Annotated in this window: 15 protein-coding genes; 11 read left to right on the forward strand and 4 right to left on the reverse strand. The window is 71.8% G+C overall.

From position 1 onward, the window contains the following. The first annotated feature begins 86 nt into the window (after nt 1-86). On the forward strand, nt 87-788 hold the full coding sequence (locus ACQP2X_RS35135; protein WP_498689304.1) for a DUF998 domain-containing protein: 702 nt from the start codon (nt 87-89) through the stop codon (nt 786-788). Between the two features lie 5 nt (nt 789-793). Beyond that, nucleotides 794-1,387 (forward strand): TetR/AcrR family transcriptional regulator, encoded by a 594-nt coding sequence (locus tag ACQP2X_RS35140; protein ID WP_498689306.1) that lies wholly within the window; start codon nt 794-796, stop codon nt 1,385-1,387. Here the strand turns inward: ACQP2X_RS35140 and ACQP2X_RS35145 are convergent. After that, nucleotides 1,384-2,373, reverse strand: coding sequence for a hypothetical protein (locus ACQP2X_RS35145; protein WP_498689308.1), 990 nt, complete (start codon nt 2,371-2,373; stop codon nt 1,384-1,386). The genes ACQP2X_RS35140 and ACQP2X_RS35145 overlap by 4 nt on opposite strands. A 219-nt stretch (nt 2,374-2,592) precedes the next feature. Between ACQP2X_RS35145 and ACQP2X_RS35150 the strand changes: the two genes are divergently transcribed. The 4 genes from ACQP2X_RS35150 (at nt 2,593) to ACQP2X_RS35165 (ending at nt 8,495) form a co-directional block, all read left to right on the forward strand. Beyond that, nucleotides 2,593-3,246 (forward strand): lytic polysaccharide monooxygenase auxiliary activity family 9 protein, encoded by a 654-nt coding sequence (locus ACQP2X_RS35150; RefSeq protein ID WP_498689310.1) that lies wholly within the window; start codon nt 2,593-2,595, stop codon nt 3,244-3,246. 80 nt (nt 3,247-3,326) lie between these two features. Next, complete coding sequence (locus ACQP2X_RS35155; RefSeq protein WP_498689311.1) at nt 3,327-3,893, forward strand: hypothetical protein; 567 nt, start codon at nt 3,327-3,329, stop codon at nt 3,891-3,893. Nucleotides 3,894-3,979: 86 nt separating this feature from the next. Continuing rightward, entirely contained in the window at nt 3,980-6,691 is a 2,712-nt protein-coding gene (locus ACQP2X_RS35160; RefSeq protein WP_498689313.1) for an ATP-binding protein, read from the forward strand. Nucleotides 6,692-6,881: 190 nt separating this feature from the next. After that, entirely contained in the window at nt 6,882-8,495 is a 1,614-nt protein-coding gene (locus ACQP2X_RS35165) for a phospholipase D-like domain-containing protein (RefSeq protein WP_498689315.1), read from the forward strand. Here the strand turns inward: ACQP2X_RS35165 and ACQP2X_RS35170 are convergent. Continuing rightward, nucleotides 8,486-9,076 carry a hypothetical protein gene (locus ACQP2X_RS35170; protein ID WP_498689316.1) on the reverse strand — a complete coding sequence of 197 codons (591 nt, stop codon included), beginning with the start codon at nt 9,074-9,076 and terminating at the stop codon, nt 8,486-8,488. The genes ACQP2X_RS35165 and ACQP2X_RS35170 overlap by 10 nt on opposite strands. Nucleotides 9,077-9,219: 143 nt before the next feature. On the opposite strand from ACQP2X_RS35170, the gene ACQP2X_RS35175 reads away from it, so the two are divergent. From ACQP2X_RS35175 to ACQP2X_RS35190, 4 genes are all read left to right on the forward strand, one after another. Further along, nucleotides 9,220-10,548 carry a sensor histidine kinase gene (locus ACQP2X_RS35175; RefSeq protein WP_498689317.1) on the forward strand — a complete coding sequence of 443 codons (1,329 nt, stop codon included), beginning with the start codon at nt 9,220-9,222 and terminating at the stop codon, nt 10,546-10,548. Continuing rightward, the gene (locus ACQP2X_RS35180) at nt 10,545-11,198 is read left to right on the forward strand and encodes a response regulator (protein ID WP_498689320.1); all 654 of its coding nucleotides are present in this window, start codon (nt 10,545-10,547) and stop codon (nt 11,196-11,198) included. Before ACQP2X_RS35175 ends, ACQP2X_RS35180 begins: the two co-directional genes overlap by 4 nt. Before the next feature lie 110 nt (nt 11,199-11,308). After that, nucleotides 11,309-13,588 carry a DUF4153 domain-containing protein gene (locus ACQP2X_RS35185; protein WP_498689321.1) on the forward strand — a complete coding sequence of 760 codons (2,280 nt, stop codon included), beginning with the start codon at nt 11,309-11,311 and terminating at the stop codon, nt 13,586-13,588. 67 nt (nt 13,589-13,655) lie between these two features. Further along, nucleotides 13,656-14,267, forward strand: a complete 612-nt coding sequence (locus ACQP2X_RS35190; protein ID WP_498689322.1) for a DUF5701 family protein — start codon at nt 13,656-13,658, stop codon at nt 14,265-14,267. On the opposite strand, the gene ACQP2X_RS35195 is transcribed toward ACQP2X_RS35190, so the two are convergent. Beyond that, nucleotides 14,268-15,623 carry a permease prefix domain 1-containing protein gene (locus tag ACQP2X_RS35195; protein WP_498689324.1) on the reverse strand — a complete coding sequence of 452 codons (1,356 nt, stop codon included), beginning with the start codon at nt 15,621-15,623 and terminating at the stop codon, nt 14,268-14,270. It lies immediately after the preceding gene. Continuing rightward, nucleotides 15,620-15,970 carry a PadR family transcriptional regulator gene (locus ACQP2X_RS35200; RefSeq protein ID WP_498689326.1) on the reverse strand — a complete coding sequence of 117 codons (351 nt, stop codon included), beginning with the start codon at nt 15,968-15,970 and terminating at the stop codon, nt 15,620-15,622. The genes ACQP2X_RS35195 and ACQP2X_RS35200 overlap by 4 nt, the downstream gene beginning before the upstream one ends. Nucleotides 15,971-16,115: 145 nt before the next feature. Between ACQP2X_RS35200 and ACQP2X_RS35205 the strand changes: the two genes are divergently transcribed. Next, nucleotides 16,116-17,708 carry a carbohydrate-binding domain-containing protein gene (locus ACQP2X_RS35205; protein WP_498689327.1) on the forward strand — a complete coding sequence of 531 codons (1,593 nt, stop codon included), beginning with the start codon at nt 16,116-16,118 and terminating at the stop codon, nt 17,706-17,708. Nucleotides 17,709-17,715: the final 7 nt, after the last annotated feature.

The following is a 17,715-nucleotide window of genomic DNA, read 5'->3' on the forward strand; positions in this document are numbered from 1 at the left end:
GAACTAGAAAAGACTGGACCGGGGCCCCGCTTCCGGCGCAGTCTGGATCGGTAAGTAGTTCATCTGATCTAAAAAAGGAGACTCCCATGACGTCGACACCAGCTCAGGACCGGATGCGCCTCGGCGGCGGGCTTCTGTGGTTCGCGAGCCTGCTGTGGTTCTTCGGGCAATACGCGGCCCAGGCCGCCTGGCGTACGCCCTACTCACTGACCCGCAACTACGTCAGCGACCTCGGCGCCACCACGTGCGGCGACTTTCCCGCCGGCTCGGGGCGTTACGTCTGCTCCCCGCTGCACGCGGTCATGAACACGTCGTTCGTGCTGTGGGGAACGGTGTGGCTGCTCGGCGGGCTGCTGTTCGCCGCGGCCGACACCCGTCGCTCCGGCCGGCTCTCGTACGGGCTCATCGCGCTCGGCGGCCTCGGCACCATCGTGGTCGGGCTCGTGCCCGAGAACGCCGACTTCACCGTGCACAGCGTGGCCGCCGCCGTGCAGACCTTCGCCGTCGCCGCGGGGCTGGCCGTCCTCGGCGCCCATCTGCTGCGCACGGGTCACCGCGCCGCCGGCACGCTCACCGTGCTGGTGGCGTTCACCTCGGTCGCCGGCATCGTGGCCACCGCCGCCGCCGAGTCGTCCGGCGCCTTCGCCGGGATCGGGCTCGGCGTGTGGGAGCGCGGCTCGCTGTGGCCGCTGCCGATCTGGCTGGCCGCCGCCGGCACCGCGCGGCTCTGGTCGGCCATCACTCTCCCGCGCCCGCCGTATGCCACGGCCGCGCACGCGGCACACTGATCGTCATGCCCCGCATCGTCGACCACGCCGCCCGCCGGGCGCAGATCAGCGCCGCCACCTGGCGCGTCATCGAACGCGGGGGCCTGCCCGCCGTCACTCTGCGCTCGGTGGCCCAGGAGGCCGGCATCGCGCTCGGCGTGCTCGGCCACTACTTCGCCAGCAAGGAGGACATCCTGCTCGACGCGCACCGGATGGCCTACGACCGGGCGATCGCGCGGGTGGTGCGCACGACGGCCGGGCTCGAGGGCCTGGCCGCCCTGCGTGAGGCTCTGCTTCAGGCCCTGCCCCTCGACGAGGACCGCCGCCTGGAAGCGCGGATCGACATCGCGTTCATCGGCCTGACCCTGACCGATCCCCGCCTGCTGCGCACCCGGCGCGAATCCGGCGACGCGCTGCGCCGGCTCACCCTGGGCTGCCTGGCCCAGGCCCGCGAGCGCGGCGAGCTGCGCGACGGCCTCGACGACAGCGTCGCCGCCGACGCGTGTCTCACACTCATCGACGGCGCCTCCATCATGGGCCTGCTGCACACCGGCGACCCGGCCGTCACCGCCCGGCTCACCGCGCTGGTGGACGACTACATCGGGAAGCTCGCCCGTTAGCTGTTCTTCGTGACGACGACCTTCGTGCCCGAGGCCTTGACGGTGTACGCCACGGTCTTGCGCGTCCACGGGTTCGTCGCGTACACCCGTACGCCCTTCGTGACGTTCCTGGTCTTCACCATCGTCACGGTCAGCGCCGCGTTGGCCGCGGTCACGTCGCGCCGCACCACCTGGCGCAGCGTCGCCACCTTGACCTTGTGGCCGCGGGCGGCCTTCCGGGTGTCGGCCGCGCCCCGCTGGGCCACCAGCTTGACCGTGGCCGCCATGTCCAGATAGGCCATGCCCTGGGTCAGCGCCGCGGCGCCGATCGTGGCCGGCGCCGCCGGGACGGTCACGCGCTGCGGGCCGTACGTGTACGTCAGGGCCACGTTCACGCCGTCGTCGGTCGCCCGCGCGGACGCGAGCACCCCGGCCGCGTCCACGTGCATGGTCACGGCCGCGCCGCCCTCGTCGCGGAACTTGTAGTCGACCGTGCCGTCGTCGTGCGCCGTCCGGGTGCCCGCGCGGGCGGTGTCCTCGGTCAGCACCGTCGACGGTGCGATGCCGGCGTCCTTCACGTACGACTCGAGCTTGAGCGCCTTGTTCGCCGTGAACACGAACTTGACCGCCGGACGGCCCATCATCTTGACCGCCGAGCGCGCCGACGGGTCGGCCAGATATTCGTAGAGACCCTTGCCCGCCACCGCGTAGTCGGCCGTCATCTGCCGGCCGATGATGGTCCGGTCGAACACCACGCCCGCGGACGGGTCGACGACGAACAGCCCCGAGGCCGACAGCTGCCCGGACAGCCCCATGGTGGCCTTCCAGCCCTGGGACGTGGCCGCCGTCGACGTGGCCGCCACCGCCTTGAGCGCCGCCGACATCTCGGCCGGGGACAGGGACGTCGTCGTGTCCGCGGCGTACGCGGCACCCGGGCCGGCGAGAACGGCGGTCATCGATACGGCGGCCGTCAGCGCCACGGGCCGGGACAGTCGGAACATACGCACCTCACGCAAGATCTTCGAACGGGATCACCACCATATCGCCGCTAAATGGGGCGAAATATCATCTATATGGGCGAGATGGTTGCCGGGAAGATCGCTACACCTGGCTCTCCGGCCGAGCCGTCACCTATGGCATAGACGTCGGTTGATATTTGGACAGTTTGGTGCAACTCTGAGTGGGAGCGCTCCCAACGCCCGATCACCGACGAATGGAGGCATACCGTGCGATCCCCCTCAGCCGTACGCCGTCATCCCCTCCGGGTGCTCGCCGTGGTACTCGCCACGATGATCAGCACGCTGTCCTGGGCCGGTTCGGCCCAGGCGCACGGCACGATCGTCAGCCCGGCCAGCCGCGCCTATCAGTGCTGGCAGACCTGGGGCAGCAACCACATGAGCCCGGCCATGCAGCAGCAGGACCCGATGTGCTGGCAGGCCTTCCAGGCCAACCCGGACACCATGTGGAACTGGATGAGCGCCCTTCGCGACGGCCTGGGCGCGCAGTTCCAGGCCCGCACCCCGGACGGGCAGCTGTGCAGCAACGGCCTGTCCCGCAACAACAGCCTCAACCAGCCCGGCGCCTGGAAGCAGACCACCGTCTCGCGCAACTTCACGGTCAAGCTGTACGACCAGGCCAGCCACGGCGCCGACTACTTCCGCGTCTACGTCAGCAAGCAGGGGTTCAACCCGGCCACCCAGAGCCTGGGCTGGGGCAACCTCGACTTCATCACCCAGACCGGACGGTACGCCCCGGCGCAGAACATCTCCTTCAACATCTCCACGTCCGGCTACACCGGACACCACATCCTGTTCGTCATCTGGCAGGCCTCGCACCTCGACCAGGCCTACATGTGGTGCAGCGACGTGAACTTCGCCTGACCGAACCCCACCCGACCCGGCCCCGGAACGCCGCCCGGCGTTCCGGGGCCGGGAACCCCCGTGACGAGGTGAGAGCCGGCATGTCCTCCCCCTGGTACCGCAGCCGCTTCACCGGCGTGGCGGCGATCCTGATCGCCGCGTCGGCCGGCGCGGCGATCCTGCACGGCACCTCCGGCTCGGAGGCCAAACCGCCCGACCTGCGTACGCAGATCACCGACCGGATGCGCACCACGCTCGAAAGCTCCAGCCCGGCCCAGCACAACCACGCCGGTCACGGCGCCTCCGCGGCGGCCGCCGACGGCGCGCAGCCTCCGGTCGTCTGCGGGGTCCATCTGTACGGCTTCGAACCGGCCGTGGCCACCACTCTGGCCGAGGTCCGCACGGTCTACGGCTTCCACCTCTGCGGCGTCGCCGAGCCGAAGCGCCCGTGGGACGTGGCGGTCAAGCTGGCCGGCCCGGTGATCCTCGACATGGCGGCCGACCCGCCCGGCATCCGGGCCGTCGAGGCCACCGCCGAGGTCCGCTTCGTCGACCGGCTGCGTGAGATGTTCCCCAGCCCGTACGAGGAGCTCGCCCTCAAGGAGGCGCTGACCTCGGCCGAGATGGCCGAGGTACGCCGTCGCTACGACGACGCGGCCGGCCTCTGAGCGATCTCCACTGTCGTACCGGGGTCGCGTGCCGCATAGTGGTAGGTCCGAGCCGCCCGGACCGCCCGATCATGGGATTGCGACTGTTGGATCGCGTTGGTTTCACCGTCGATGCCGCACTGCTCGACCGTTTGGCACACCTCGATGGCAATGTGTCGGCCCTCTATCGAGAGCTGATCGCCGGCGGCACGCCCGTGCCCAGCCTGGCGACGCTCCACCGCGCCGTGACACGGGCTCTGTCCACCAGCGCGCCGCCGCGTGGCGACCGCCGGGAACCACCCGACCCCGGTGTGGCCATGACCGTGGACGAGCTGGCCGAGCGGCTCCGCTCGCTCAAGGCGTGGGCCGGCGACCCGTCCTACGCGCGGATCACCGCCCTGGTCAACGCGTCGTGGCGCCGGGCCGGCCGCCCGGGCAGCGAACTGGCCGGGCGCACCACCGTCGTCGACTGTTTCCGGCCCGGACGGCGCCGGCTCAGCGCCGAGCTGGTGACGGCCATCGTCCAGGCGCTGCACCCCGATCCGGCCTATGTGGCGCAGTGGCAGCAGGCGTTGCGGGCGATCGCCGGCGAGCGGCGAGCGGCCGCCCAGGTCCGCGTGCACGACACCCTGCCGCCGGACCTGGCGCTGTTCACCGGCCGGACGGCCGAGCTGCGCCGCCTGCGGGACGCGCTCACCGCCGACGGCCCGGTCGCGATCGCGACGATCGAGGGGATGGCCGGCGTCGGCAAGACCCAGCTGGCCCTGCGGGCGGCCCACCAGCTCCCGCACGAGCGGACGCTCTTCGTCAGCCTGCGCGGCTTCGATCCCGATCCCGGCCATCCGCCGGCCGACCCGGTCGCGGTGCTGGACGGCTTCCTGCGGTCGCTCGGCGTGCCCGGCTCGACGATCCCGCACGACCTCGAGGCCTGCCGTCGGCTCTACAACGAGCGGCTGGCCGGGACCCGCACGCTGATCGTGCTGGACAACGCCGTCGACGCCGATCAGGTCCGTCCCCTGCTGCCGGACACGCCGGGCTGCGCGGTCCTGGTCACCAGCCGCCGCAGCCTCGACGCGCTGAGCCCGGCCGTCGCGCTGACCCTCGAGGTGTTCGGCCCGGCGGAGGCGTTGCGGTTCCTGACCGAGGAGATCGGCACGGCGGTGGTACGCCAGGACGCGGCCGCCGCCACGCGCATCACCGAGCTCTGCGGCCGTCTGCCTCTCGCGCTCGGCCTGATCGCCGCGCAGGTGCGGGCGAAACCGGGCTGGCGCCTGGCCGACCACGCCGAGTGGCTCGACGAGCGCCGCCGGGCCGGGCGCCTGGACGACGGGGTGGCCCTCACCCTCGACCGCTCCTATCAGAACCTCGACCCCGACCGGCAGCGGCTGCTCCGGCTGGTGGCCCTGCACCCGGCCGAGGACTTCGACGCCCACGCGGCGGCCGCGCTGACCGGCGACGACCTCGAGACGGTGCGGGACGGGCTCCGGCGGCTCTGCGACGACCACCTGGTCCAGCTCGCCGGCGACGGCCGCTACACCCAGCACGACCTCATCCGCCTGCACGCGGCCGAGCAGGCCCTGGAGCAGGAGCGCCCGGCCGCCCGCCGGGCCGCCCTGACCCGCCTGCTCGACCACTATCTGGCCACCGCCGTGCGGGCCATGGCGATCCTCTACCCCACGGGCGCCGACCGCCGGCCCCGGGCGCCCGGCACGACCACGGAGGGGCCGGCCCTGCCCGGCCCCGAGGCCGCCTCGGCGTGGCTGAGCGCCGAGCACGCCACGCTGATGGCCGTGGCCGCCTACGCCGCCGGCCACGGATGGCCGGCCCACACCACCCGCCTGGCCGAGGTGCTGTTCTACTACCTGCTCTACACGAGCTATCGCGATCTGCTGGCCGTGAACGAGCGCGCGGCGTCGGCGGCCCGCGCGGCCGGTGACCCCCTGGCCGAGGCCAAGGCGCTGTCGGCCCAGGGCGTCGCGTTCACCTCGCTCGGCCGGACCGAGCCGGCCGCCGACCGGCTCGAACGGTCGGCCGGGCTGTTCCGGAGCGTCAACGACGTCCGCGGTCAGGCCCACGCGGTCATCAACCGGGCCAACCTGGAGTTCTACCATCGCGGCCCGGCGGCCTCGAAGGTCCACTACGAGAAGGCGTACGCCCTCTACCGCGAGGCCGACGACCGGATCGGCGAGGCCCGGGCCCTGCACAACCTCGGATACAACGAGGGGACGCTCGGCAACTTCGACGAGGCGATCGACTTCCTGACCCGCGGGCTCGCGGCCCACCGGGAGGTCGGCGACCTCGACGGGGTGGCCAAGGCCCTGAGCAACATGGCGAACATCGAGGTGCGCCGCGGGCGGCTCGGCGAGGCCCGCGAGCACTGCCGGGAGGCGCTGGCCCTGAGCCGCCGGCTCGGCAACCGCAGCTTCGAGGCGGACGCCCTGGACGCCCTCGGCCTCGTGCACACCCGGCTCGGCGAGCCCGGCCGGGCCATCGAGTGTCACGAGCGGGCGCTGGCCGTCAAACGCGAGGCGGGCGACCGCGTCTCCGAGGCCGACATCCTCAACGGCCTGGGCGAGGCGACCCGCGCGGCCGGCCGGCTCGGCGCGTCGATCGCCCATTTCGAGGCGGCCCTGGCCATCACGGGCGACGACGGCATGGCCGAGCAGCGGGCCCGCGCCTACACCGGCCTCGGCCACACCCTTGACGCACAGGGTGACCCGGCCTCGGCCCGCGCGTATTTCGAGCGGGCCCTGAACCTCTACATCGAGCACGGCATGTACGAAGCCGATGCCGTCCGCGCCCTGCTGGCCAGCCGGTAGAGCGGAACGGGCAGCCGAACGACGACGCCACATCCTCGCGGCGCGTGCCATCGTTCCCCCGTTCAACCACCCGTTTCCGCTCGCCCTCAGCGATCATCCCGTCACGGCGCCCGGGAACGGCGAAACCCGACCGACTCCGACCGTTTCTCAGGCGTCGACGGAAGCGCCGGTTTCCGGTGTAATCACGGGCATGCCGCACGCGCCGTCGCTCACCGATCTGATCGGCCGGTACCTTCCACCGGCCACCGAGGCGTGCCCGGTCTACGCCGAGAACTCCCACTTCGAGCCGATCATCGACGGCGTCGCCTACTTCACCGAGCTGGCCGATCACATGCGGTCCCTCGGCCCCGGCGACGCCGTCTACATCGCCAGCTACCAGGCCGATCCCCATCTCGACCTGACCGGGCGTGTCGCCGGGGAGACCGGCTACCGGCCGTTCGCCGACGTCCTGGCCGAGAAGGCGGCCACCGGCACCGACGTCCGGATCGTGCTCAGCGCGGCCGAGTTCTCCGGCGGCGTGCCGTGGCTGCCGGTCGGGCCGTTCCGGGCCAACACGATCGCCGCGCGGGTGATCCGGCAGTGGAAGTCACCGGCGCACGACGCCGTGACGCCGCTGGAGGACCGCGTGCTGCTCGACTGGTCCGGCCCGGTGCTGGGCTCCAACCACCAGAAACTCGTGGTCTTCCGGCACGACGGTGTGCTCACGGCGTACGTCGGCGGTCTTGACCTCTCCCCCAGCCGCTTCGACCACAACCCGCACCACCGGCTGCGGCTCGGCGCCCATCGGTGGGGCTGGCACGACGCGGCGGCGCGTTTGCGGGGCCCGGCGGCCGTACGGGTGTGGGAGACGTTCCGCTTCCGCTGGCAGAACACCGCCGACCTGCCGCCGCGGTACATCAGCAGGAACCTGCCGCCGGAGTATTTCCACCTGCCCAGCGGCGGCTTCACCTGGATCAACCCGCTGACCCCGCCGCGCGAGGTGCCGCCGGTGCCCCAGCAGCCGGAACACCCGGCCGACGGGACCGCGGTGCAGGTGGTGCGCTCCTATCGGCCGTGGTCGCTCTATCGCCACCGCGCTCTGCGCCGCATGCGCCGGGCGAACGTGGTCCGGGCCGGCATCCAGGAGATCTACCACTCGATGATCACTGCGATCGGCGCCGCCGAACGCTACATCTACCTGGAGGACCAGTACTTCCACGAGTCGCCCGGCGGCGACCCGCGGTTCCAGCTCTTCGGCCAGTTGCGCGCGGCCGCCGAGCGCGGCGTCAAGATCATTCTGATCGGTTCCGGCCGCCGCGACCCGGCCGACGGCGGCGACAGCACCGTCCGCCCGGTGATCACCCGTGACCTGCGGTGGCGGGTCCTGGCCCGGCTGCCGGTGGAGGCCCGCCGCAACGTGGTCATGTACCGCGTCGACAACCTGACCGTCCACACCAAGCTGATGCTCGTCGACGACGTGTTCGCCAGCATCGGCTCGGCCAACTTCTTCAGCCGCTCGATGGTCGGCACCGACAGCGAGATCACGTCCACCTTCGTCACCAGCGGCCCGCTGGTCCGCGACCTGCGCACCCGGCTGTGGGCCGAGCACCTGCGCACGCCGCTCGACGACCGGTTGGCGCCGGCCCTGACCGATCTCGACACCGCCCTGGGCATCTGGCGCCGCGAGTGGCTGCCGGCCGGCCACCCACCGGACACGTGGCGGCGCCCGGGTCTGCCGGCCGGCTTCGCCCCGGCCGAACAGGCTCTGACTCCGGCCCGCTGGTCCTCCGCCGTCTGGCGGCGGGAGCGGCGCGCTCAGCCGTAGATCACGGTCAGGGTCAGCGGGGCCAGCGCGCCTTCCGTGTTCCCGATGACCATGAGCATCAGCAGCACGCACCCGGCGGCCGACAGGATGCCGGCGCCGACCAGCAGCCGGCGCCCGGTGGCCCGGCGGAGGATCGTCCGCCAGAGGAACACGGTCAGCGCCACCAGGGCCACGAGCAGCACGGCGCAGACGACGGCCTTGGGCCGCTGCCAGGCGAGCCGCTCGTCGATCGCCTGCTGGAGCGCCGGCGAGAGCTCGGCGCGGCCACCCTCGAGCCACTTCCGCCCCACCGGCGAGAAGGTGGTGCCGGACAGGGTCTTCCGGGGGTCGACGACGCTGGTCAGGTTCGCCCACCAGGCGACGAGCATGAACAGGCCGAGGGTCAGGCTCGCCACCCCGAAACCGAGGTGGGTCCGCCGCGCGACGGTGTGGCGGCGGGCCCGCCGGAACCGCACCCACGAGAACACGCAGAGCAGCAGCAGGAGAACGGTGAAGAGGCCGCCGACGACGAGGAACACAAGGTGGTAGTTCCGGTCGTCGGCCAGGACGCGGTCGTAGGCCGGGCTGGTCTCGAATGACATGGATCCGACCGTACGAACGGCCCGGCCCCCGAACCTCGGGCCGCGTGATGGTCTTCGGCCGGGCGTTCTACGACCAAAGGATGAGGCGAACCTCGGCACGGGGTCGGACGCGGTCCGGCGGACGGCTACCTAGGCTGACCCCCATGACGCTTCGGCAGGTGGCGGTCGACGTGGCGCCGGCGGCGGTGGTGGCGGCCGTGGCCGTTCCCCAGATCTCCTATCACGCCACGCACGCCGACCCGCAGCTCTGGGCGTACGTGCTGTTCAGCGTTCTGCTCGTGGTCCCGCTCATCTGGCGGCGGAGGTTCCCGCTCCGGATGTTCGCCCTCGCGGTCGTCGTGGCGCTGGCCCAATGGCTGGCCGACGTGCGGGTGGCGGCCGACCTGGCCCTGCTGGTCTGGCTCTACACGGTGGCGAGCCGCTATCCGATGCGGGTGGCGATCGCCGCCGCCGGTGTCGTCGAGGCGGGCGCCCTGCTGGCCGCGCTCCGCTGGCCGGAGACCGGCTCGTGGGCCGGCACAGGGTCCTGGTCCGAGACGTTCCTGCTGCTGTCCGGTCCGGTGGTCACGGCCCTGTTGCTCGGTGCCAACGCGCGGCAGAGGCGCGACGCCCTGCGCGCCGCCGTCCAGCAGGCGGCCTTCGCCGAGCGCACGCGTATCGCCTCGGAGATGCACGACATCATCGCCCACAGCCTGGCCGTCATGGTGACCCTGTCCGAGGGCGCCGCCCGCAAGCAGGCCAAGGAGCCGCAGCGGGCCGGCGAGGCCATGCGCCAGGTCTCGGACACCGGGCGGCAGGCCTTGGCCGAGATGCGCCGACTGCTCGGCGTCCTGCACGAGGGGCCGGTCACCGGCGACCGCCAGTCCCAGCCCGGCCGGCCCCAGCCCGGCCAGACCCAGCCTGGCCAGACCCAGTTCCAGCCCGGCCCGCCCCAGCCGCGCCATCCTCAGCCCGGTCTCGCGCAGCTCGGCGAGCTGATCGACCAGGTCCGGGCGACCGGCCTGACCGTCGAGTCGGCCGTCACCGGCGCCGCCGACGGCATGCCGCCCGGAGCCGAGCTGACGGTCTACCGGATCGTGCAGGAGGCCCTGACCAACACGCTCAAGCACGCGACCGGGGCCCGCCGGGTCAGCGTCGCCGTCGCCCTCGCGCCCGGCTCCGCCACCGTCGACGTGCACGACGACGGAGCCTCCGATCCGGGCCGCGCGACCGCCGGTCACGGCCGGACGGACGCCCGGCACAGCCGCGCGCAGACCGGTCACGGCCGGGCGGACGCCGATCACGGGCCGGCGGACGCCGGGCACGGGCCGGCGGACGCCGGGCACGGGCGGGCGGACGCCGGGCACGGCATCGTGGGCATGCGTGAACGGGCCGCGATCTATGACGGCACGGTCACCGCGGGTCCCGATCCCCTCGGCGGCTGGCGCGTCCACGCCGACCTTGTCCTGCCGGCCGGGGCCGCGGCCCGATGACGATCCGCCTGCTGCTGGTCGACGATCAGGCCCTCATCCGGGCCGGGTTCCGGATGATCCTGGAGGAGACCGGCGACATCGACGTCGTCGGCGAGGCGCCGGACGGGGCCGAGGCGGTGCGGCTGACCATCGAGTTGCGCCCCGAAGTGATCCTCATGGACGTCCGCATGCCCGGCGTCGACGGCATCGAGGCCACCCGCCGGATCGTGGCCCGCGACCCGGCGGCCCGCGTGCTCGTTCTGACGACCTTCGACCTGGACGAGTACGCCTTCGCGGCGTTGCGCGCCGGCGCCAGCGGCTTCGTGCTCAAGGACGTGCCGGTCGACGAGCTGGCCCGGGCCGTCCGGGCGGTGGCCGACGGCGACGCGGTCGTCTCCCCGCGCATCACCCGGAGCCTGCTCACGGCGTACACCAGCCACCTGCCCGTGCCGGCCGGCCGCGCCCAGGCGGTCCTCGACCGGCTGACGCCGCGCGAGCGCGAGGTGCTGCGGGCGGTGGCCACCGGCCTGTCCAACACCGAGATCGCCGCGCAACTCGTGGTCTCCGAGGCCACGGTCAAGACGCACGTCGGCAGCGTGCTGTCCAAACTGAACCTGCGCAACCGCGTCCAGGCGGTCATCCTCGCCTACGACATCGGCCTCGTCGGATAAGCGGTGTAGCCCACCGGGTTGTTCTCGTGGTCTACTCTCCAGGCGTCGCGGCGATACGGACCCGTTCTGTCGTACGTGCGACGTCCATCGGATCAACCAAGGAGGGTGCAGTGGCGGACCTGCCACCGAAGCAGCCCGGTCCACCGGACCGGGCCGAAGACGTTCCCCCGCCGGCGCCCCAGCTGCTGGTCATGCCGCCCAACGACGCGATTCCCTCGCTCGTCTGGCCGGGAGCCGAGGGAGAGACGGCCTGGGCGATCCCGGTCCAGATCCCGTCCGGCACGCGGGGATACGCGGTGTTCCTCCCGATGATCCAGGTCGAGGCAGCCACCCCGGCAGCGGCCCCGCCGACCCCGCCGACCGCCCCGAAGCAGGCCGCTCCCCCGACCATCCAGGTCGCCCCCGCTCAGGCCGCCCCGACGCCAGCCGTCACCGCGTCAGCTGCCTCCACTCCGGACGTCACCACGCCGACTGCTTCCTCCCCAAATGCCACCACGCCGGACGCCGCGACGCGGGCCGTCACCACGCCAGCTGACAATCCCGCCGCGCCGGCCAACGCCACGCCGGCCGTCTCGAAGCCAGCCGACCCGACCGCGGCGCCTGCCGCCTCCCGGCCGATTGAACAACCCGCGGCACCCGCCGCCTCCCAGCCGGTTGAACAACCCGCGGCAGCCGCCGCCTCTCAGCGGGTTGAGAAGCCCGCGGCGACCCCGGCGACCACCGTCCAGGAGCCCCGGGTGGTCCCACCGCTGAACCCGCAAGCGGCGCTCGCCCAGCGCCCGCAACCTCAGCCCTACACCCAGCCCGGAAGGCCCGGCCAGTCCGGCCAGCCCGGACACCCTGGGCAGCCCGGGCGCCCGTTCGTCACGTACGAGCGCCCGCCCAGCGCCTGGCAGACCTTCCGCGAGAAGCACTGGCCCGGACCCAAGCCGGCCAAGGGCTGGGCCGCCCCCGCCGGCGTGCTGGCCGGCGCCCTCGGCTTCCTGATCTTCCTGCCGCTGGACCGGGTCGGCATCGGCTGGTTCCTCGGCTGGCTCGCGCTGACGCTCGGCGTCGGGTTCGCGGTCCGCACGTCCAAGGACCTGTCGCGCCGCGAACGGCTGATCCGTTCCGGCTGGGCCGCGGCCGCGCTCGCCCTGCTGCTCGTCCCGGCCTTCCGCAACGCGTGGTGGCTGGTGACGTTCAGCGTGCTGGGCGCGATCGGCTGCACCGCCCTGGCCATCGTCGGCGGCCGTCAGGTCCGGTCGATCCTGTTCAGCCTGGTCGCCGCCCCGTACGCGGCGCTGGCCGGCATCCCGTGGGTCCGCCGGCATCTGGCCGGGGGCCGCAACCCCGGCATCACCCGGCGGATCTTCTTCTCGGCCGCCCTCACCGCCGTCGTGCTTCTCGTCTTCGGCGCGCTGCTGTCCTCCGCCGATGTCGCGTTCTCGCAGCTGCTGGACGACGCCGTGCCCGACTTCGGCGCCGGGGCGATCTTCCAGTGGATCTTCCTGGCGGCGGCCGGCGGCCTGCTCGCCGTGTCCGGCGTCTACACGCTCGCCGCGCCCCCGGCGCTCTCCAGCATGGACACCCGCGGGAAGGGCCGGTTCGGCCTGATCGAGTGGGCACCGGCCGGCGCCGCGCTGGTGCTGCTCTTCGCCGGCTTCGTGGCGGTGCAGTTCACCGTGCTGTTCGGGGGAAGCCGGCACGTGCTCAAGACGGCCGGGCTGAGCTACTCCCAGTACGCCCGCAGCGGCTTCTGGCAGCTGGTGGCGGTCACGCTGCTGTCGCTGGCCCTGATCGCGGCCCTGGCCCGCTGGTCGAAGCGGGACACCCGGACCGAACGGTTGCTGTTGCGCGTACTGCTGGGTCTGCTCTGTGCCCTCAGCGTCGTCATCGTGGCCTCCGCCCTGTCGCGGATGTGGGAGTACCAGCGCGTCTACAGCTTCACCGGCGAGCGGATCTTCGTCATGGCGTCCGAGATGCTGCTCGGCGTCATCTTCGTCATGATCGCGGCCGCCGGCATCAAGTGGCAGGGCCGCTGGATTCCGGCCTCGACCGTCGGTCTCGCCGTCCTGATGCTGCTGGGCCTGGCCGCCCTGGACCCCGAGGGCTATGTGGCCAGCCGCAACGCCGCGCGCTACGAGGGCTCGGGCAAGATCGACGCCTGGTATCTGCGGGCTCTTTCGGCCGACGCGACTCCAGCTTTGACCAAATTGCCAGACCCTGTACGCCGGTGCACGCTCAGCTGGATAGCCGAGGACCTCAAGGAGCCCGACCCCTGGTACGCGTGGAACCTCGGCCGCCAGCGCGCCCGTGCGGCCCTCGACGAGCTGGGCCCGGCCGCGATCGGCACCCAGAAGGACTGCAAGGCCGCCGACCAGTTCGACCTGCCCAAGACGCGCCGATGAGTGACGGTGCTCCGGCTCCGGCCGGAGCACCGGAATAATCCGTATAGCATACGGAGTTGTGCGCCGTATGAGCCTGACTCTCCAACTGGACCGCCTGCTCGAAGCCGGTCTCGCCGGCATCACCGGCGCCGGCGCGGCCGACCTCGCCGCTCACGTCGCCGCGCTGCCCGACGAGCCCGGCAGCGTGCTGGTCGTGCATCCCTCGCTGGCCACCGCCCGCCAACTGGCACCGCTGCTGCGCCACCACGACAAGCCCGGCTTCGTCGTCGAGGACATGACCGACCTCGACGACTTCGTTCCCCTCGACGGCCTCGCCGTGCCGGCCGGGCCGTTCTATCTCCTGCGCGAACCCGACCGCGGCGACGACATGCGCAACTGGAGCCCGAACGAGGCCCTGCCCGCGATCCTCGAGCGCGGTCGGACGCCGCTCACCGTCAACGAGGGCATCAGCTGGCTGCTCCAGGAGCCGAAGATACTCGAACCCAACCACTGCTTCATGACCATCGGCTCCCGCAAGCCCAAGGGCGGCGCCCTCGACGCCCGGACCCCCGCCATCTGGATCAGCAACGGGACCGGGCGCGACGGCGCCGCCCGCCGCCGCGCCCCGAAGGTCGGCTGGTGCTGGGCCGGCAACCGGCACACCTGGCTCGGATTCGCCTCGGCCCAGTCCCGCCACTGATCACCGGAAGCCGAACACCGGGGGCAGGATGAGGACGACGGTCCAGAACCACACGGCGTACACCGGAAGGTAGAAGGTCTGCCACCGCTCGATGGCCGCGAAGCCGGACCGCCGGCGCACGAACCCGAACAGCAGCCACGCCGACCAGGCGAGATTGACCAGCAGCACGATGTTCTGGCCGATCGCCGTCACGTTGTTGGGCGTGGTGCCGTACTCGGCGATCCGGCCGGCCATCGTGTAGAGCACCAGGGCGTCGATGAGCAGGGCGCTGATCACGAGGGCGAGCTGCATCATGTCGAACGGCCCGCGCGGCGCCCGCGGGTCACGGGCCGACAGCGAATAGAGCAGCAGGCCGAGGACCACCGCGAGCAGCAGGTCGAACATGACCAGCGCACTGCGGTCGACGTCGATGCCCTTGCCGTTCCAGCCGATGACGACGAGGTAGGCCAGCAGCGTGACGGTGAACAAGGGGGTGAACAGGCGGGTCAGCACGGGTGCGATGTTCTCGATGACGCCCTGCTTGACCTCGACCAGCCAGCCGCCGACGACGGCCGCGGCCACCAGACCGCACGGCACCACCCAGCCCTGGATGAGATCGTCGGCTCCGATGCCGATGGCCTCGAAGATGCCGTAGAGGAAGGCGATGAGGACCCCGCCACCCAGCATCATGAGCACGAAGTAGACGAACCATTCGCCGGTGAACCGGATGAAGTCCATGCGCCGGCGTGACGAGCGCAGGTCGTCCGAGACGTACGCCAGACCCAGCACCAGCCACAACGCAGCCGGCAGATGCGTCATGACCAGACCGGCCGACTGGTCGCTCTCGCCGAGCGGATAGGCGTTGGCCACCACGGCGCCGAGCGCGAACAGGGCCACCAGCACCCCGTAGACCCAGGTCGCGGGCCGGCGCCGCCACAGCAGGAAGGCGGCCAGCCAGGGCAGGGCGAACAGGCTGAGGTTGGCGCCGTAGAAGACGCCGAAGTCCTGCCAGGACAACCCGAACAGCGCGGGCACCTTGATCGAGACAACGGCGCCGAACGCGCAGACCAGCATCGCGGCGAGGTCGCGGCTCTTGCCCGGCACGCCGGGCTCGCCGGTGAACATGAGCTGCTTCCACAGCCGTTCCGAATGCTCGCGGGCGAACTCCCGCGACAGCTCGTCCAGCCCGCCCATCCGCTTGACCGCGACGAGGAACGCCTCGTCGCGGCTCAGGCCGAGCATCACCAGCTCGTCGACCGAGTGCCGGAGATGGTCCTCCAACTCGTCGGCGTCGGACTCCACCAGCTCGGGTCGGCGGCGCACGTACTCCCGCCACCGCACGAACTGGTCCTCCAGCTCGTCATTCACGACAGTCACGCGGTGCCCTCCAGCGGAATGAACAGCGGCCAGACCTGGGTGAGCGCTCCGACCACGGTCTGCCATTGACGTTTTTGCTCGGCCAGCTCGGCCCGGCCCTGCGGGGTGATGCGGTAGTACTTGCGGCGCCGCTCCCCGGCCACCGCCTGCCAGCTCGCCTCGACGTGCCCGAGACGCTCCAGCCGGTGCAGAAGCGGATAGAGGAAGCCCTCGGTCCAGTCCAGCTCCCCACCTGACAGGTCACCGATGCGCCGCAGGATGGCGTAGCCGTAACTCTCCCCCTCGGCGAGGATGCCGAGCACGATCGGTGTCGCCGAAGCGGCCACCAGATCCTTGGTCACCCGCACGGGCGCCTCCCTCATACCTAGAAGTACGAGGCATAGTAGTTCTAGGCATCAAGAAAGCAAAGGCTGTTTCGAAACCTCTGGGTCGCCGCCAGGTCACGGGCCTACGGTCGCCGCATCCACCGGCATCCGAGGAGTCCCTTTGCTGATGAAACTGGCATCCGCCCTGCTCGCCGCCACCATCGTGCTGGCCATCGCGCCGCAACCGGCCGAGGCCCACCGCCCGTTGACGGCCCGTAACCTGCCGCCCGGCGGGCGGGTGCTGTTCTACATGGGCCAGGACAGCACCACGCTGCACGACCTGAAGACCGGCGTGCTCGACACCGACCGCCGCTTTCCCCGCCCGGCCGGCGTCACCCTCTACACCAACCTCGTCGGCTCGCCGATGAGCGGCATGTTCCAGCCCACCGACTACGGCTCGGGTGAGAACGACTTCCCGGCCACCATCAACGAGTTCGGCGGCGGCCTGGCCGTCGGCCTCTATCTGTCCGACCCGGCACAGACGCCGCTGAAGGCGTACGCCGGAACCGCCGACGCCGCGACCGTGGCCCGCTACCGCGAGTGGCTCGACGAGTTCCTCACCTATCTCGACCGGACCGGGCGCGAGGTGTTCCTGCGCATCGGCTACGAGTTCGACGGCAACTGGAACGCCTACGACCCGGAGCTGTACAAGCAGGCGTACCGCTACATCGCCCGCCGCATCGACCAGCTCGGCGCCCGCCGGATCGCGACCGTCTGGCAGAGCGCGGCCTGGCCGCGCGCCGAGAAGGAGCCGTACGCGGCGACCACGGCCGGGCACTGGGACCGCTGGTATCCCGGCGACGACTACGTCGACTGGGCCGGACTGTCGCACTTCTACGGCGAGCAGTTCGACCGCTACCAATGGGGCTGTGAGAAGCCGGAGAACATCGCCGCCACCCCGATCGCGGTGCAACAGTCGCTGCTCGACTTCGCCCGCCGGCACCGCAAGCCGGTGTTCGTCTCCGAGTCGGCGCCGCAGGGCTTCGACAACGGCGCCAAGACCGCCGGATGCATCTTCGTCGACCCGGCCACCGGCGGACCGCACCCGACGGTGAAGGTCACCGCCCAGCAGATCTGGGACACCTGGTACGCGCCGTACTTCCGGTTCGTCGAGCGCAACCGCGACATCATCCGCGGCATCGCCTACATCAACACCGACTGGAAGTCGCAGTCGATGTGGAACTGCCGGCCGGGCGCCTGCGCCAACGGATATTGGGGCGACAGCCGCGTCCAGGCCGACCCGCTCATCCTGGCCCGCTTCCGGGCCGAGATCAGCAAGCCGCTGTACGAGCACGGGCCGCGCTGGTCCCGCGACTTCGAGGCGCCCGACTTCTCCGGGCCGGGCCGCTCCGAGGGCGAGTACGCCGACCTCCCGCAGGGCGGCACCACCGGCATCGCGATCGCCGACACCACCGCCTCGAACGACCGGACCGCGCTCATCTACGCCAACGGCGCGTCCCTGCAGTTCGACCACGTCGCGAGCGGCCGCACGCTCGGCCTGCGCTACGCGACGACCACCGGGAACGTGCGGCTCACCGTCCTGGTGAACGGCGTCGCACGGCACAGCGTCGCCCTGCCCGATCAGGGCTCGGCCACCGCCTGGGCCGACGTGACACTGCCGGTCGCCGTCCCCTGGAACGCGACGGTGACCCTGCGCCTGGACAGCGGGGACGTGGTGTGGATCGACTACATCACCCCCGGCCAGAAGAGCCGGGCCTGAGCCGGCC

This window comes from Actinoplanes sp. CA-131856, from assembly GCF_050956135.1.
GTDB lineage: Bacteria > Actinomycetota > Actinomycetes > Mycobacteriales > Micromonosporaceae > Actinoplanes.

Excerpts from the sequence above, each read along its gene's own strand:
- ACQP2X_RS35135 (WP_498689304.1), top strand. The coding sequence starts at position 87 with ATGACGTCGACACCAGCTCAGGACCGGATGCGCCTCGGCGGCGGGCTT.
- ACQP2X_RS35140 (WP_498689306.1), top strand. The coding sequence starts at position 794 with ATGCCCCGCATCGTCGACCACGCCGCCCGCCGGGCGCAGATCAGCGCC.
- ACQP2X_RS35155 (WP_498689311.1), top strand. The coding sequence starts at position 3,327 with ATGTCCTCCCCCTGGTACCGCAGCCGCTTCACCGGCGTGGCGGCGATC.
- ACQP2X_RS35165 (WP_498689315.1), top strand. The coding sequence starts at position 6,882 with ATGCCGCACGCGCCGTCGCTCACCGATCTGATCGGCCGGTACCTTCCA.
- ACQP2X_RS35170 (WP_498689316.1), bottom strand. The coding sequence starts at position 9,076 with ATGTCATTCGAGACCAGCCCGGCCTACGACCGCGTCCTGGCCGACGAC.
- ACQP2X_RS35175 (WP_498689317.1), top strand. The coding sequence starts at position 9,220 with ATGACGCTTCGGCAGGTGGCGGTCGACGTGGCGCCGGCGGCGGTGGTG.
- ACQP2X_RS35180 (WP_498689320.1), top strand. The coding sequence starts at position 10,545 with ATGACGATCCGCCTGCTGCTGGTCGACGATCAGGCCCTCATCCGGGCC.
- ACQP2X_RS35190 (WP_498689322.1), top strand. The coding sequence starts at position 13,656 with ATGAGCCTGACTCTCCAACTGGACCGCCTGCTCGAAGCCGGTCTCGCC.
- ACQP2X_RS35205 (WP_498689327.1), top strand. The coding sequence starts at position 16,116 with ATGAAACTGGCATCCGCCCTGCTCGCCGCCACCATCGTGCTGGCCATC.